The 14,738-nt window shown below is 64.2% G+C and carries 12 protein-coding genes and 2 tRNA genes; 3 read left to right on the top strand and 11 right to left on the bottom strand.

All coding sequences use genetic code 11. From position 1 onward, the window contains the following. The first annotated feature begins 133 nt into the window (after positions 1-133). On the top strand, positions 134-2,749 hold the full coding sequence (gene mutS / locus ACFOSU_RS02810) for a DNA mismatch repair protein MutS (RefSeq protein ID WP_380686453.1): 2,616 nt from the start codon (positions 134-136) through the stop codon (positions 2,747-2,749). A 22-nt stretch (positions 2,750-2,771) separates the two neighbouring features. On the opposite strand, the gene ACFOSU_RS02805 is transcribed toward mutS, so the two are convergent. From ACFOSU_RS02805 to ACFOSU_RS02755, 11 genes are all read right to left on the bottom strand, one after another. Next, complete coding sequence (locus tag ACFOSU_RS02805; RefSeq protein ID WP_380686248.1) at positions 2,772-3,002, bottom strand: DUF2970 domain-containing protein; 231 nt, start codon at positions 3,000-3,002, stop codon at positions 2,772-2,774. Positions 3,003-3,005: 3 nt separating this feature from the next. Beyond that, the gene (locus tag ACFOSU_RS02800) at positions 3,006-3,506 is read right to left on the bottom strand and encodes a DUF2505 domain-containing protein (protein WP_380686246.1); all 501 of its coding nucleotides are present in this window, start codon (positions 3,504-3,506) and stop codon (positions 3,006-3,008) included. A 91-nt stretch (positions 3,507-3,597) separates the two neighbouring features. Continuing rightward, complete coding sequence (locus ACFOSU_RS02795; RefSeq protein ID WP_380686244.1) at positions 3,598-4,998, bottom strand: ABC1 kinase family protein; 1,401 nt, start codon at positions 4,996-4,998, stop codon at positions 3,598-3,600. A 155-nt stretch (positions 4,999-5,153) separates the two neighbouring features. Then, positions 5,154-5,229, bottom strand: a tRNA-Met gene (locus tag ACFOSU_RS02790). A gap of 81 nt (positions 5,230-5,310) precedes the next feature. Further along, on the bottom strand, positions 5,311-6,402 hold the full coding sequence (gene ychF, locus ACFOSU_RS02785; protein ID WP_380686242.1) for a redox-regulated ATPase YchF: 1,092 nt from the start codon (positions 6,400-6,402) through the stop codon (positions 5,311-5,313). Between the two features lie 9 nt (positions 6,403-6,411). Next, positions 6,412-6,996: an aminoacyl-tRNA hydrolase gene (gene pth, locus ACFOSU_RS02780; RefSeq protein WP_380686240.1), complete on the bottom strand. Its 585-nt coding sequence runs from the start codon at positions 6,994-6,996 to the stop codon at positions 6,412-6,414. A gap of 36 nt (positions 6,997-7,032) precedes the next feature. Beyond that, positions 7,033-7,776, bottom strand: a complete 744-nt coding sequence (locus ACFOSU_RS02775) for a 50S ribosomal protein L25/general stress protein Ctc (protein WP_380686238.1) — start codon at positions 7,774-7,776, stop codon at positions 7,033-7,035. A gap of 182 nt (positions 7,777-7,958) precedes the next feature. Further along, complete coding sequence (locus ACFOSU_RS02770; RefSeq protein ID WP_380686236.1) at positions 7,959-8,912, bottom strand: ribose-phosphate diphosphokinase; 954 nt, start codon at positions 8,910-8,912, stop codon at positions 7,959-7,961. A 350-nt stretch (positions 8,913-9,262) separates the two neighbouring features. Continuing rightward, positions 9,263-9,337, bottom strand: a tRNA-Gln gene (locus tag ACFOSU_RS02765). A gap of 512 nt (positions 9,338-9,849) precedes the next feature. Next, positions 9,850-10,476 carry a lipoprotein insertase outer membrane protein LolB gene (gene lolB / locus ACFOSU_RS02760; RefSeq protein ID WP_380686233.1) on the bottom strand — a complete coding sequence of 209 codons (627 nt, stop codon included), beginning with the start codon at positions 10,474-10,476 and terminating at the stop codon, positions 9,850-9,852. After that, entirely contained in the window at positions 10,473-12,176 is a 1,704-nt protein-coding gene (locus ACFOSU_RS02755; RefSeq protein WP_380686231.1) for a tetratricopeptide repeat protein, read from the bottom strand. The genes lolB and ACFOSU_RS02755 overlap by 4 nt, the downstream gene beginning before the upstream one ends. A 136-nt stretch (positions 12,177-12,312) precedes the next feature. Between ACFOSU_RS02755 and hemA the strand changes: the two genes are divergently transcribed. Further along, positions 12,313-13,656, top strand: a complete 1,344-nt coding sequence (gene hemA, locus ACFOSU_RS02750) for a glutamyl-tRNA reductase (protein WP_380686229.1) — start codon at positions 12,313-12,315, stop codon at positions 13,654-13,656. Beyond that, positions 13,653-14,738, top strand: a complete 1,086-nt coding sequence (prfA, locus tag ACFOSU_RS02745; protein ID WP_380686227.1) for a peptide chain release factor 1 — start codon at positions 13,653-13,655, stop codon at positions 14,736-14,738. The genes hemA and prfA overlap by 4 nt, the downstream gene beginning before the upstream one ends.

The following is a 14,738-nucleotide window of genomic DNA, read 5'->3' as shown; positions in this document are numbered from 1 at the left end:
TGCTGCATTATGCCCGTATCCATGCCTGCGAAACGATGCCGCGATGTCTACAATCGCGGATCAGTCGATGCACCGCGCCACCGCAACTGCCGTCGATATCGATCCCGCAAGTCTTCACAAGCCCGAACTGCCCATGAGCGAATCGAACAGCCCGACCTCGTCCGACGCACCGGAGCGCGAGGATCGCGCGCACCACACGCCGATGATGCGCCAGTATCTGGGCATCAAGGACGACTATCCGCACATGCTCGTGTTCTACCGCATGGGCGACTTCTACGAGCTGTTCATGGACGACGCCCGGCGCGCCGCCGAGCTGCTCGATATCACCTTGACCGCGCGCGGCGAATCCGGCGGGCGCTCGATTCCGATGGCCGGCGTGCCCTATCACGCCGCCGAACAGTATCTGGCCCGCCTGATCGCGCGCGGCGAGTCGGTGGCCATCTGCGAACAGATGGAAGCGCCGGGCGCCAGCAAGGGCCCGGTTCGACGCGAAGTCGTGCGCGTGGTCACACCTGGCACGGTGACCGACGACGCCCTGCTGGACGCCCGTCGCGCCAACCTGATCGTGGCCCTCGCCCCGGCCAAACGTGCCATCGGCATCGCGGTACTGGAACTCGCGCGCGGCGACTTCGCGGTAACCGAAGTCGCCGACGAGACCGCGCTGGCGGCCGAGTTGGCGCGGCTCGCGCCGAGCGAAATCGTGATCGCCGAAAACAGCCCGCTGCGCCTGAACGTGACCGACACCGCGATCACCGAGCGCCCGGCGTGGCTGTTCGATGCCGTGAGCGCGCGCCGTCGGCTGGAAGATTTCTTCGAAGTCGCGCAACTGGATGCCTACGGCTGTGCCGACCTGCCACGCGCCATCGCCGCCGCCGGCGCGCTGGTCGACTATGTGGAAGCGACCCAGCGCGCGGCGCTGAATCACATCACCAGCCTGCGCACCTATGCAATCACCGACACGCTGGTGCTGGACGGGCCGACCCGACGCAACCTCGAAATCGAGCACAGTGCCGCGGGCGACACCCGCCACAGCCTGGTCGGCCTGCTGGATCGCTGTGCGACCTCGATGGGAGCGCGCGCGTTGCGCCGCTGGCTGGCCGAGCCGCTGCGCAATTTCGATATTCTGCGCCATCGGCATCAGGCCATCGATACGCTCGCGCGCGGCGCCCAGACGTCGCTGCATAATCAACTACGCGAGATTCCGGACGTCGAGCGCATCGCCACCCGCATCGCGCTCGCTTCCGCGCGCCCGCGCGATCTTTCAGGACTGGCGAGCGCGCTCGTCGCCCTGCCGGGGGTGAAGGTCGAGCTCGACGTACTCGACGCGCCGCTGCTGGCCGCACTCAACGAACAGCTCGACCCGGTCCCCGATGTGCGTGCCCTGCTCGAACGCGCGGTGGTGGCCACGCCCCCGGTGGTGATTCGCGACGGCGGCGTCATCGCCCGCGGCTACGATGCCACCCTCGACGAACTACGCGATCTGTCGGCCAACGCCGACGGCTATCTCGCCGAACTGGAAGCCCGCGAGAAGAAACGCACCGGGGTCGAGACGCTCAAGGTCGGCTACAACCGCGTGCACGGCTATTACATCGAAATGGGCCGCGCCCACGCCGACAAGGCACCGCTGGACTACCAGCGCCGCCAGACGCTGAAGGCCGTGGAGCGCTATATCACCCCCGAGCTCAAGGGCTTCGAGGACAAGGTACTGTCGGCGCGCGAGCGCGCGCTGGCACGCGAGAAAGCGCTCTACGCCGAACTGGTTCAGTCGCTGGCGGCGTATCTGTCGAAACTGCAGGCGATCGCCGCAGGGCTCGCCCATCTGGACGTGCTCTGCGCGCTCACCCGCTGTGCGCTGGATCATCGCTGGGTGGCCCCGAAACTGGTCGACACGCCGGGTATTCATATCAGCGGCGGGCGCCATCCTGTGGTCGAGCATTTCTCCGACCATCCCTTCGTCGCCAACGACACCGAGCTCGACGACGACTGCCGACTGCTGCTGATCACCGGCCCCAACATGGGCGGTAAATCGACCTATATGCGCCAGACCGCGCTAATCGTCCTGCTGGCCCATATCGGCAGCTTCGTACCTGCCGACTCGGCCACCATCGGCCCGCTGGATCGTATCTTCACGCGCATCGGCGCCGGCGACGACCTGTCGGCCGGGCAAAGCACGTTCATGGTCGAGATGAGCGAGACCGCGCAGATCCTGCATCACGCGACGGACGCGTCGCTGGTGCTGCTCGACGAGATCGGGCGCGGCACCTCGACCTACGACGGCCTCGCACTGGCACGGGCGGTCGCCGAACGGCTGGCACGCCACAACCGCGCCTACACTCTGTTTGCGACCCATTATTTCGAGCTGACCCAGATCGCCGAGCAGTGGCCGGCGAGCCGCAACGCCCATTTCGAGGTGGCCGACTACAAGAGCGGCGGTGAGGACAAACTGGTGTTCCTGCACGCGATCCGTCCGGGCTCGGCCTCGCGCAGCTTCGGATTGCAGGTGGCTTCGCTCGCCGGGGTGCCGAAGATCGTGATCCGCAGCGCCGAACGACATCTGGCAGAACTCGAGTCGCAGTCGCGCGCCGAAGCCGGCCCGCAGATGGGGCTGTTCGAGACGCCAGCCGACACCAGAGAACCGGCAGCCGATGCCCTGCGCGAGGCCCTCGCGGATATCGATTGCGACGACCTGAGTCCGCGCGAGGCGCTGGCCGAGCTTTATCGGCTCAAGAATCTCGTCGGCAACGGCTAGCGCTGCGCCAATCGCCCGATTTTCAGACGCCCGCCAGGCGGGTGACGAGCGTCACGATCCCGACCAGTACGCCGACGAACAGTGCGGTGGCCAGCAATCCGAGCAGAATGAAGTGACTCGCCTTGCCGCGGGTGAAGTCGCGCTCCCGGTTGGCGCTGGACTGTACGCCAAAGAACGCAGCCAGCACGCTCATCCAGGTCTGCCACAGGGTGGGGGCCGGTTTGCGCGTATCGTCTTCGTCGTGATGTCGCATCGTCTAGCCGGTGTAGTCCACCGCCATCCTGTTGCTGAGTTCGAGATCCTTGTGGGTGCGCTGGGTGATGGGGCCGGCGATGGCTTTTTCGATCTTGCCGCCCAACAGCGGAATCTGGGCGTCGATGTCAAAGGCCAGCCGCAGCTGCGATTTGCCGCTGCCGCGATCTTCCAGGGTCATGCCGATGGTGATATCGACCGGTGCTTTCTCGATGTCGATAACGATCTTGCCGACCGACTTTGCCAGTTCCCAGGTATCGGTCTGACGCAGCAGGATATTGTCGCCGATACGCTTCTTGAGCATGTCGGGAAACGACAGCTTGGTTGCGTCCAGCGCGTGGCGCACGCTGATCATGAAGTGCGCGTCGGTCTTTTCGCTGTCCAGCAGCTTGGGCCTGCGCCCGCCCAGCGTCTCGTATTTCTTCAGGTAATAATCCTCGTCGCTGAACATGCGCAGGATGGTATCGGCGTCGAAATCGAAATCGAACGTTTCCTCGAACTTCATGTATGGCTTTCCTTGAGCGGCGAATCACGCAGCGGATGGAACCGCCCCGCGTCGGTTGTATTGAAGAGAATCCGGACCGGGCCGGGGAAGTCTAGGTGCTTTGCTCGGCGTCACGCGCCCGATAGAGATACGAAGCCAGCATGTCGCGCGAGTCGACCTCGGCGTCGAGTACCGCCAGCAGCACGAACACGCCGCCCAGGCGCCGGTGCAGAAACACGATCTCGCGCGGCGGGATACGAAACCAGCGCGAAATCGCGGCGTCGGACACCGCCCGCGAGACCCGGAACGGCAGATCGGAATCGCCCCAGCGATAGGCGCCCTCGGCGTTGGTCAGCGGCGCCGGCGCGTCATCGGAGAACGGCTCGATCATGAGCATGCCAACCTTGGCAAAAGCATCGAACACGTGCTGCGGTGAATCGCGACGCAGCAGGTTGATGCCGATCGCACCGTCGATCAGGCGCTTGGCGTCACGCTCGAAGGCACCGGTCACCACGTCGTAGTAGGAGCCCAGAAAACGCGGCGCGAACTCGCGGGTGGCGCCGAAATCCAGCAGCACCATCTGATCGTTGCCGTCGTCGTTGACCCGCACCTTGTAGTTGCCGAAGTGCGGATCGGTCTGGACGATGCCCCAGACGAAGAACTCGCGGAAGAACAGTTCCAGCGCCTGCGCGCCCAGACGGTCCCGGCGGACCTGCGACAGATTCTGGACGGTGTCGCTCTGCACGTGGTGCGCCTGCTCGAAGGAGGTCACGAGTACCGTTTCCGTGGAATATTCAGGAAATACCTGCGGCACCACGAAACGCGGGTCGTCGGCCAGCCGCTCCGAGAATTCACGGGTCATGCGCAGTTCGCGGTCGTAGTCGACCTCGCGATAGATCATCTCGCGCACTTCTTCCATGATCGAAGACAGCTCCACGCCCTTGGGGGCCAGCCGGGCCAGGCGTACGATCTGGGTGAGCGTGCGGATATCGCTGTCGATCGCATCCGCGAGTTTCGGATACTGAATCTTCACGCACAGCTGCATGCCATCGGATTTGCGCGTCGCCCGATGCACCTGACCGAGCGAGGCCGCGGCCAGCGGCTCCGGATCGATATCGATCTCGGCCAGGCGTTTGCTGCCCAGACGCTGCACCACGACCGGCTCGAGATCTTCCCAGGCCACCGGCGGGCTGTCGTCCTGAAGACTGCGCAGCACCTCGATGGCTTCCGGCGGCATAAAATACTGGCCGTAGACGGACAGCATCTGCCCGACCTTCATCACGCTGCCCTTGAGCTGGCCGAGTTCGTCGGCCAGGAACTGGGCCTGCTTGATATAGAAATCGCGGTTACGGCGTTCCTTGTCTTCCTTGCTGCGGAACAGATTACCCAGCGTGTGGCCGGCGAACTGCGCCCCGGCGACCATCCCCATGCGAGCCATCGCGGCGTTGCGGTCGAAGGACCCGGTCTTGAGCTTCAGCGGCTTTTTTCGTCCGCTGTCGGAATCTCTGGCCATATCTACGCCGGTTGCCCCGCAAAGTCCCGATTCTATCAGCTTGATCCGCCACGATGGCCGCGTGACCCACGGCCTGTTCGCGGGCCACAAAAAAAGGGATCCGGCCGTAACCGGATCCCTTTATCCTTCGATCGAAATCGAAGGTGCACGTCGACTGGTGGCTATGGGTGGATTTGAACCACCGACTCTCGCATTATGAATGCGATGCTCTAACCCCTGAGCTACATAGCCGAAGGTCGCGTAGTTTCTTCGCCCGGGCCATTCGTGTCAAGGCTTTGGACCGATAATCCCCTGCCTCGCAACGAACGCTGCCTAGACGTTGAAACGAAAGTGGACGACGTCGCCTTCCACCATCCGGTATTCCTTGCCTTCCAGACGCTGGCGCCCGGCTTCCTTGGCGCCCTTCTCGCCCTTGAGGCTGACGAAATCCTCGTAGCCGATCACTTCGGCGCGGATGAAGCCGCGTTCGAAATCGGTATGAATCACGCCTGCAGCCTGCGGCGCGGTAGCGCCGGTGCGTACGGTCCAGGCGCGTACTTCCTTGGGGCCGACGGTGAAGAACGTCTGCAGACCGAGCAGTTCATAGGCCGCGCGAATCACCCGATCAAGCCCGGGCTCCTCGAGCCCCAGATCGGCCAGGAACTCGAGCTTGTCGTCGCCGTCCAGCTGCGCCATCTCGCCTTCGAGCGCGGCGCATACGGCGACCACGATCGCATTCTGTGCGGCGGCGTGCTCGTGCACGCGGTCGAGCAGCGGATTGTTCTCGAAGCCGTCCTCGTCGACGTTGGCCACGAACAGCGCCGGCTTGGCGGTAATCAGGTGCAGTTCGCGCAGCGCCAGACGCTCATCTTCGTCCAGCGTCATCGCGCGCACCGGCGCGCCGGTATCCAGATGGTCGCGCACCCGCTCGAACAGCGTGGCATTGCGCTTGGCGGTCTTGTCGCCCGACTTGGCGGCCTTGGCCGCGCGCTCGGCGGCCCGGGTCGCGGTAGTCAGGTCGGCGAGCGCGAGTTCGGTATCGATGGTCTCGATATCGCTGATCGGATCGACCTTGCCCGCGACGTGCATGACATCGTCGTCCTCGAAACAGCGCACCACGTGCAGGATGGCGTCGGTTTCGCGAATATTGGCCAGGAACTTGTTACCCAGGCCCTCGCCGGTGGACGCGCCCGCCACGAGGCCGGCGATATCCACGAACTCGATGGCCGTGGGCAGCGTCTTTTCCGGCGAGGCGATGGCGGCCAGGGCGGCCAGACGCGAGTCAGGCACCGCCACCACGCCCACGTTCGGGTCGATGGTGCAGAACGGATAGTTCTCGGCCGGAATTTCGGCGGCCGTGAGCGCATTGAACAGGGTCGACTTGCCGACATTCGGCAACCCGACGATACCTACCTGGAGTGCCATGCAAGGCCCCTACGTTGTCTTGCGGGAATTAAGCTGTTGCGCGCCGCGGTTCCAGCCTGATTTCAGGATGGTTTCGATTGCCTCGACGCCGGCGTCGATCGCCACGTCGATGGCAATCTGGTCGTCGGGCGACGGCGTACCCAGCACATGGGACAGCACCCGGGCACTGTCGCCCGGATGGCCGATACCCACGCGCAGACGCTTGTAATGTGAGCCGATCACGCGATGAATATCACGCAGGCCGTTGTGGCCACCGTGGCCACCCGACTCTTTCAGGCGGATCGTGCCGGGCGGCAGATCCAGCTCATCGTGCACGACCAGCACTTCGGGCGCGCTGATCTTGTGAAATGCACACAGCGGCTGGACCGCCTCACCGCTGACGTTCATGAACGTCAGCGGCTTGAGCAGCCACACGGTTTCGTCGCCGGCACCGTAGCGGGCGGCTTCACCCTTGAAACGCTTCTCGGGAGAAAACGACAGACGCCAGCGTCTGGCCAGCGCATCCGCAAGCCAGAAGCCGGCGTTATGCCGGTCGCGGGCGTGGTCGGCGCCGGGATTGCCCAACGCCACGATCGCACGAATGGATTCGCTCACGCCGCCAGGCCCCGTCGCGCCGCCGACCGACGAAGACTACTTGTCTTCGTCGTCCTTGCTGTCGTCGTCCGATGCCTCGGAGTCGCCCTCTTCGCCTTCGCCATCGGCGCCTTCTTCGCCTTCGGCTTCTTCGGCGGCCTCCGCTGCCGCGGCTTCCGCCTCGGCCTCGTCGGCGGCTTCCAGTTCGATGGCGGCACGCGGCAACTGCACGGAGACCACGGTACGGTCGGTCCGCTCGTCCTCGTCGCCCATCAGCTCGACGATCTCGACGCCTTCCGGCAGCACGAGCTCGGACAGATGGATCGAGTCATGCAGCTGCATCTTGGCACAGTCGACTTCGATGTATTCCGGCAGGTTGCGCGGCAGACATTCGATTTCGACTTCGTTCATGTTGTGCTGGATGACGCCTTCTTCGTCGGTCACGCCCGGGCATTCGTCTTCGCCCGCGAAGTGCAACGGCACGCTCATGCGCAGCGTCTCACCGGCAACCACGCGCAGAAAATCGGCGTGCTCGATGAACGGACGCGCCGGATGACGCTGCAGCGCGCGCAGCACCGCTTCTTCCGTATCACCGCCGGCGACCTTGATCTTGATGATGTGCGAGAAGAACGCCTCGTTATCCAGATGATGGTTGAGGTCGTTGTGCTCCAGCGTCAGCATCACCGGCTCGCCCTTGCCGCCGTAGATGATGGCCGGCACACGGCCGCTCTTGCGCAGGCGACGGTTCTCGGCGCGGCCCTTGGCGGTTCGTTTTTCCGCATTCAGCTCGAAAGCTTCCATATCGATTCGCTCCAGATATAAAGACGGTCGGCGAAGGCTTGCTGGCCGACCGCTCGATCGCTGTTTTGTATGGCGGGCCGCTTGCCCACCGGGGTCAAAAGACCGCGTAGTATACGCCGTTATCAGCCAATTGCACGACCCGCGGGCCGTGTTTTTGATGTTCAAGCGCTATCGGGGCGCTTTCAGTCGACGTATAGCGTCGACACCGATTCCTCGTTGCTCACCCGCCGTATGGTTTCGGCCAGCAGGGCCGCAATATGCAGCTGCCGGATCTTGCCGCAGGCCGCGGCATCGGGCGACAGCGGAATCGTGTCCGAAACCACCAGCTCGTCAAGCTGCGAGTTGCTGATGTTTTCCACCGCCTTGCCTGACAGCACCGGGTGCGTCACATAGGCTCGCACGCGCGTTGCGCCCTGTTTTTTCATGGCATCTGCGGCCTGGCAGAGCGTGCCGGCGGTATCGACCAGATCGTCGACCAGAATACAGCTCTTGCCGTTGACGTCGCCGATGATGTTCATGACCTTGGCTTCATTGGCTTTCGGCCGGCGCTTGTCGATGATCGCCAGGTCCGCATCATCGAGACGTTTGGCCAGCGCACGGGCGCGCACGACGCCGCCGACATCGGGCGATACCACGATGAGGTTGTCTTCCTTCTGGCGCCAGATATCGCCCAGCAGGATGGGCGACGCATAGACGTTGTCCACGGGCATGTCGAAAAAGCCCTGGATCTGGTCGGCGTGCAGGTCGACCGTCAGCACGCGGTCGGTACCCACCGCCCCCAGCATGCTCGCCACGACCTTCGCCGAAATCGGCACGCGCGCCGAGCGCGGACGTCGGTCCTGACGGGCATAGCCGAAATACGGAATGACCGCGGTGATGCGACCCGCCGATGCCCGATGCAGCGCATCGATGAGCATCAGCAGTTCCATGACGTTGTCGTTGGTCGGGCTGCAGGTGGACTGCACCACGAACACGTCGCGTCCACGCACGTTTTCCTCGATCTCGACGGCGACCTCACCGTCCGAGAACTTGCCGACGCTGGCCTTGCCGACCGGCAGCTTGAGGTAACCGGCCACATCCCGGGCGAGCGCCGGATTGGCGTTGCCCGTAAAGACCATCAACCTGGAATCTGCCATGCGTGCTGCCGTGCTGTATGAATCAGGAATAGGCTGAAGCGGCAGGACGATTCGCCGTCTTTCGGCGGCCCGCCCTACGGGCCCGCGTCGCTTTGCTCCGCGGCTCGGACTCGCTATCGCGAGCCCGTCGAACATGCAGGATTTTCATCCCGCCGCTTCATCTGTTTCCGCTTGCGCGGACGTCTTGTCCTGGCTGGGGCGGCAGGATTATTCGCCACCTTTCGGTGGCTCACCCTCCGGGCCCGCGTCGCTTCGCTCCGCGGTTCGGGCGCGCTGTCGCGCGCCCGTCGAACCTGCAGGATTCTCTTCCTGCCGCCTCATCTGTGTCCGCTTGCGCGGACGTCTTGTCCTGGCTGGGGCGGCAGGATTCGAACCTGCGGTACACGGGATCAAAACCCGATGCCTTACCGCTTGGCTACGCCCCATTAAACTTTCGCTGTCTTCGTTCCGTTCGAATCCTGCCGCCTACGGCGCCAGCATCCAAACCTGCGGGCTTAAAAAGCCTGCGGCGCATGGGGGATCAAAACCCGATGCCTTACCGCTTGGCTACGCCCCATTAAACTTTCGCTGTCTTCGTTCCGTTCGAATCCTGCCGCCTACGGCGCCAGCATCCAAACCTGCGGGCTTAAAAAGCCTGCGGCGCATGGGGGATCAAAACCCGATGCCTTACCGCTTGGCTACGCCCCATTAAACTTTCGCTGTCTTCGTTCCGTTCGAATCCTGCCGCCTGCGGCGCCAGCATCCAAACCTGCGGGCTTAAAAAGCCTGCGGCGCATGGGGAATCAAAACCCGATGCCTTACCGCTTGGCTACGCCCCATTAAACTTTCGCTGTCTTCGTTCCCAAGGATCCTGCTCGTCCCGGCGCATTTCGTTTGCGCTCTGAAACCAGCACGACCCGCTAGAGGCGGCGTATTTTCTTGGCTGGCCGTCGCAGTGTCAATTTTCCGTTGCTGCGCCGTTACTGTCGAACCAGCGATCCACCACCAGACGGATACGCGTATCGCCATTGTCGAGCACGATCCGCTTGGGTAGAGCCGGCGCGCCCTGGGGCTGTTCGTAAGCCGGAAACGACAATTCCCAGCCCTGCTGATCCAGCGCCACGAGATGCCCCTGCGCATCCACGCTGATGCTGCGGTAGTTACCGGGTGCGGGCAGACCGCGCGCCCAGTAGCGCAGCGGCTCGAGCGGGAAGGTCCAGCCCAGCGTCTGTTCGACCAGCGCATCGGGGTCCTCGGTGACCATGCGCCGATCCCGGGTCTGGATCACCACCACATCGTCGAGCGCGCCCTCGGCGCGAAAGCCACCGGCGCCGAGCGGGCCGGACAGGCGCACATCAAAATGGTCTTGCTTCTGGCGCCAGCTGAGATTGCCGGTCCAGCCCAGCAGCTGCCCCGTCGCCACCCGCCCCTGCAGCGACCAGACATCCACGTCTTCGAGCTCGCGCTTGTGATCGAGCCAGGCGGTGGCATTGGCAACACCCGGCTCGGATTCAGCCGGCTTGCGAATGATGGCGCAGCCGGAAAGCAGGCTGGCGAGTAGCAGAAAAACGAGGATCTGTTTCATTTGTCCAGGCGCTTGATCGTGGCACGCAGTACCGCATGGTCGGGATCGTCGGCGAGCGCATCCTGCCATACCTGACGCGCGGCATCGCGTTCGCCCTGCTTCCAGAGCACTTCGCCCAGATGCGCGGCGACCTCTCCGTCCGGAAACACGCGATAGGCGTGTTCGAGATAACGACGGGCCTTGCGCAGATGGCCGAGGCGATAATGCACCCAGCCGAGGCTATCGAGTATGGCCGGGTTGTCCGGCTCCGACTCCAGCGCCTGTTCGATATACGCCAGCGCCTGATCGAAATCGCGCGAATGGTTGGTGAGCAGATAGCCCAGCGCATTCAGCGCGCGCGCATCGTCGGGTTCGTTGGCCAGCAACGTCTGCAGGTCGGCTTCCGCGGCGCGGATCCGATCAAGCCGCTCGTAGGCCATCGAGCGGCCGTACAATAACTCGGCATTGTCCGGCAGTTCCGCAAGCCCCTGGTTATACAGCTCGAGCGCTGCCTGGGGCTCGTTGGCCTCGTAGAGCAGCTGGCCTTCGGCGGCATACAGCTGGTCGGCCAGCTCGGGGTAGACACCGCGCAGTTCACTCAAACGCTGTCGGGCGCCCGCGAGATCGTCCTGCATGTAGATCATGCGTGCGCCACGCACCTGCGACTCGAAGGCATGGCTGCCGTTTTCGACGCGCTGATACCAGTGCTGCGCGGGGCCGTACTCCTCGCGCTGTTCGTGAATCGTACCCAGATAATAAGCGGCATCGTCCGCGCGCTCGTTGTCATCGTAGAGCGCATTGAACGCCGTTTCGGCGCGATCGAGATCGCCGACGCTCAGCGACAGGATGGCCAGGCCGTAGCGCGCATCCGCATTCTGCGGCTGCAGATCGATCGCATGCTGAAACTCGTCCAGCGCGGCTTCGTCCTGGTCGGCCTCGATCAGCAGACGCGCGAGCGTCATGTGGTACTGGGCGCGTGTCGCATCGTTACCCGGCAGATCGTCCACCAGAGCCTGAGCCTTGGCGGATTCGCCGTTGCGAATCCACACGCCCGCGCGCAGCAGGACCGCGTCGTTCCACTGCGGATCCAGCGCCACCGCGCGTGCCGCGGCCTGTTCGGCCACATCGTTGCGGTTATAGCGCAACGCCACCACGCCGAGGGCGTACTGCGCCGGCGCGCTGTCGCTGTCGCGCTGGGCCATGTGGCTGGCGGTCCGAACCGCCAGATCCGAATTCGCGGACTCGCCACTGAGCACATCGGCCAGCAACCGGTAACCGATATCGGGTGAAGCGGCGGCCGCCACCGTCGACTGGGCATAGACCTTCAGCCCTTTTTCATCGCCGTTGCTCAACGCCAGGCGCGCGGCGGTGCGCTGGGCATCGAGCGAATCGGGCTCGCTGGCCGCCCAGCTGCCGGCCGCGCGATAAGCCAGCGCCGGGTCACCCGCGAACAACGCAATTCGCGTGGCACGCTTGGCCAGCGCCGGATCGCGCGAATAATCGAGCGCGGCAACATATTCGCTTGCCGCCAGGGTGCGATTGCCGCGCTGAATCGCCATTTCGCCGGCGAGGACGTGGTATTCGTAGGCCGACCGACGCGTGACCGCCGGCGACTGCACGCTGGACGCATCGATGCGCATGCCGGCAGCGCGTTCGGGCAGTGCCTGGCTCGCGCAACCCGCGACAGCGATCACGGACAGGGTCAACAGCGCAACGGTCAAACGCCTGCAACGCCCGGCCGGCGCGCCGCGAGCCCAATTCACATCATAAATCTGCATGTAATCATGATACCGCGCCGATGGATCGGCCCGCCATGCAAACCGGCTCACGGCCCGACATACGCTGTAGAATAACGGCATGACGCTGTTGACCGTGGGCCTGAACCACAACACCGCGCCGCTTTCCGTGCGCGAGACCGCCGCATTCCCGCCCGAGCAGTTCGATTCTGCGCTCGATGAGTTCCTGCGCCTGCCACATGTAGAGGAAGGCGCGATCCTGTCGACCTGCAACCGCACCGAGCTTTATGCCGTGACCGACGCGCCGGGAGACGCACATCTGCGCGACTGGCTGTGCGGGCAACGCGGGCTGTCCAGCGCCGCCATGGCGCGTCATTTCTATATCTACCACGACCGCGAAACGGTCCGCCACAGCCTGCGCGTCGCCGCCGGGCTGGATTCGATGATTCTCGGCGAGCCGCAGATTCTCGGCCAGATGAAGACTGCCTATCGCTCGGCGCGGGCCGCGCGCGGCGCAGGGCCGCTGCTCACCCGTCTGTTCGAGCACAGTTTCGCCGTGGCCAAGCAGATTCGCAGCCAGACCGATATCGGCGCCAACCCGGTGTCGGTCGCCTATGCCGGCGTCAGCCTGGCGCGCCAGATCTTCGCCGACCTGGGCGATACCACCGCCATGCTCATCGGCGCCGGCGAAACCATCGAGCTGACCGCACGTTATCTGGCCGAAACCGGCGTACGGCGCATGGTGTTCGCCAATCGCAGCATCGAGCGCGCCCAGGCGCTGGCCACCCGCTATCACGGCTATGCCATTGCGCTGTCGGACGTACCCGCACATCTGGCCGAGGCGGACATGGTCATCTCCTCGACCGCTGCCCCGGGCTATCTGGTGCATTTCTCGCAGCTCAAGGCCGCGGTCAAGACGCGCCGGCGCAAACCCATGTTCGTGCTCGATCTGGCGGTGCCGCGCGATATCGACCCGGCGGCGGGTGAGCTCGAGGATATCTATCTGTACTCGGTGGACGATCTGCAGAGCGTGATCCAGGACAACATGGCCTCGCGCCAGCAGGCGGCGGCGCTGGCCAATGGCATGCTCGATTCGCGCATCGAGGAATATATCGACTGGCTGGATTCGCGTCAGGCCACCGATACGATCAAGGTGATACGCGAACGCGCGCTGGAAACACGCGACGAAGTGATCGCCAAGGCACGCCGCCAGATCGAGCGCGGCGAGGCGATCGAAGACGTGCTCGAATTCGTGGGCCGCACGCTCACCAACAAGCTCATGCACGCCCCCAGCGCCAGCCTGCGCAAGGCACGCGGCGCCGAACAGCAGGAACTGCTGTCGGGTGCGCGTACTCTTTTTCAGATCGAGGATGCCTTCGATCACTCGAATCCCGGCGAATCCCATCGCCAATCCGATCGCCAATTCGATCGCCAGACCAATGGCTATAACGACGACACCGTATGAAAGATTCACTGCGCGCCAAACTCGAGGAACTGGTCGAACGCCACGAGGACCTGACCCACTCGCTCTCCGACCCGGAGGTGATCAACGATCAGGACAAATTCCGGCGCATGTCGCAGGAATATGCCCAGCTCGAGGAAGTCACTGCCGACTACCGGGCCTGGCGTGAACTGGCCGCCGAGATCGACGACCTCGAAGAGATGCAGAACGCGGACGAGGCCGAGCTGCGCGAGATGGCGGAAATGGAGATCGAAGGCGCGCGCGAACGCCTCGACACCCTGGAAGCCGCACTGCGCAAGCACCTCATCCCCAGGGACCCCAACGACAACGCCAATCTGTATCTGGAAATCCGCGCCGGCACCGGTGGCGACGAAGCCGCGCTGTTCGCCGGCGATCTGCTGCGCATGTATTCGACCTATGCCGAAAAACAGGGCTGGCAGGTGGAGATATTGTCGGCCAGCGAGGGCGAACACGGTGGCTACAAGGAAGTGATCTCCCGTGTGATCGGCGCGGGCGCCTTCTCGCGGCTCAAGTTCGAATCCGGTGCCCATCGCGTGCAGCGGGTGCCGGCCACCGAATCACAGGGCCGTATCCACACCTCCGCCTGTACCGTGGCGGTATTGCCCGAACAGGATGAAGTCGGCGCGATCGATATCAGCCCCAATGACCTGCGCATCGACACGTTTCGTGCCCAGGGCGCCGGCGGCCAGCACATCAACAAGACCGACTCGGCCGTGCGCCTCACCCATATCCCCACCGGCGTGGTGGTGGAATGCCAGCAGGAGCGCTCGCAGCACAAGAACCGCGCCAAGGCGATGGCGCTGCTGCAGACCAAGCTGCTCACCGCCGAGCAGGATAAGCAGACCAGCGAACAGGCCGCCACCCGCAAGAAACTGGTCGGCAGCGGTGATCGCTCCGAGCGCATCCGTACCTATAACTTCCCGCAGGGCCGACTCACCGACCATCGCATCAACCTCACCCTCTACAAGCTCGACGACGTCATGGCCGGCAACCTGGAGGAGGTGCTGGACGCGCTCACCAGCGAATACCAGGCCGATCAGCTGGCGGAACTGGGCGCGGCCTAG

The organism is Salinisphaera aquimarina, assembly GCF_042643355.1.
GTDB lineage: Bacteria > Pseudomonadota > Gammaproteobacteria > Nevskiales > Salinisphaeraceae > Salinisphaera > Salinisphaera aquimarina.
The sequence above is the reverse complement of the archived record's forward strand: the minus strand, read 5'-3'. Positions and strand labels throughout refer to the sequence as shown.

Bases quoted from the DNA above. Each gene is read 5' to 3' on its own strand.
- ACFOSU_RS02775 (WP_380686238.1), bottom strand. From the start codon at position 7,776: ATGGAAGCTTTCGAGCTGAATGCGGAAAAACGAACCGCCAAGGGCCGC.
- mutS (WP_380686453.1), top strand. From the start codon at position 134: ATGAGCGAATCGAACAGCCCGACCTCGTCCGACGCACCGGAGCGCGAG.
- hemA (WP_380686229.1), top strand. From the start codon at position 12,313: ATGACGCTGTTGACCGTGGGCCTGAACCACAACACCGCGCCGCTTTCC.
- lolB (WP_380686233.1), bottom strand. From the start codon at position 10,476: ATGAAACAGATCCTCGTTTTTCTGCTACTCGCCAGCCTGCTTTCCGGC.
- ACFOSU_RS02800 (WP_380686246.1), bottom strand. From the start codon at position 3,506: ATGAAGTTCGAGGAAACGTTCGATTTCGATTTCGACGCCGATACCATC.
- ACFOSU_RS02805 (WP_380686248.1), bottom strand. From the start codon at position 3,002: ATGCGACATCACGACGAAGACGATACGCGCAAACCGGCCCCCACCCTG.
- ACFOSU_RS02795 (WP_380686244.1), bottom strand. From the start codon at position 4,998: ATGGCCAGAGATTCCGACAGCGGACGAAAAAAGCCGCTGAAGCTCAAG.
- ACFOSU_RS02770 (WP_380686236.1), bottom strand. From the start codon at position 8,912: ATGGCAGATTCCAGGTTGATGGTCTTTACGGGCAACGCCAATCCGGCG.
- ychF (WP_380686242.1), bottom strand. From the start codon at position 6,402: ATGGCACTCCAGGTAGGTATCGTCGGGTTGCCGAATGTCGGCAAGTCG.
- prfA (WP_380686227.1), top strand. From the start codon at position 13,653: ATGAAAGATTCACTGCGCGCCAAACTCGAGGAACTGGTCGAACGCCAC.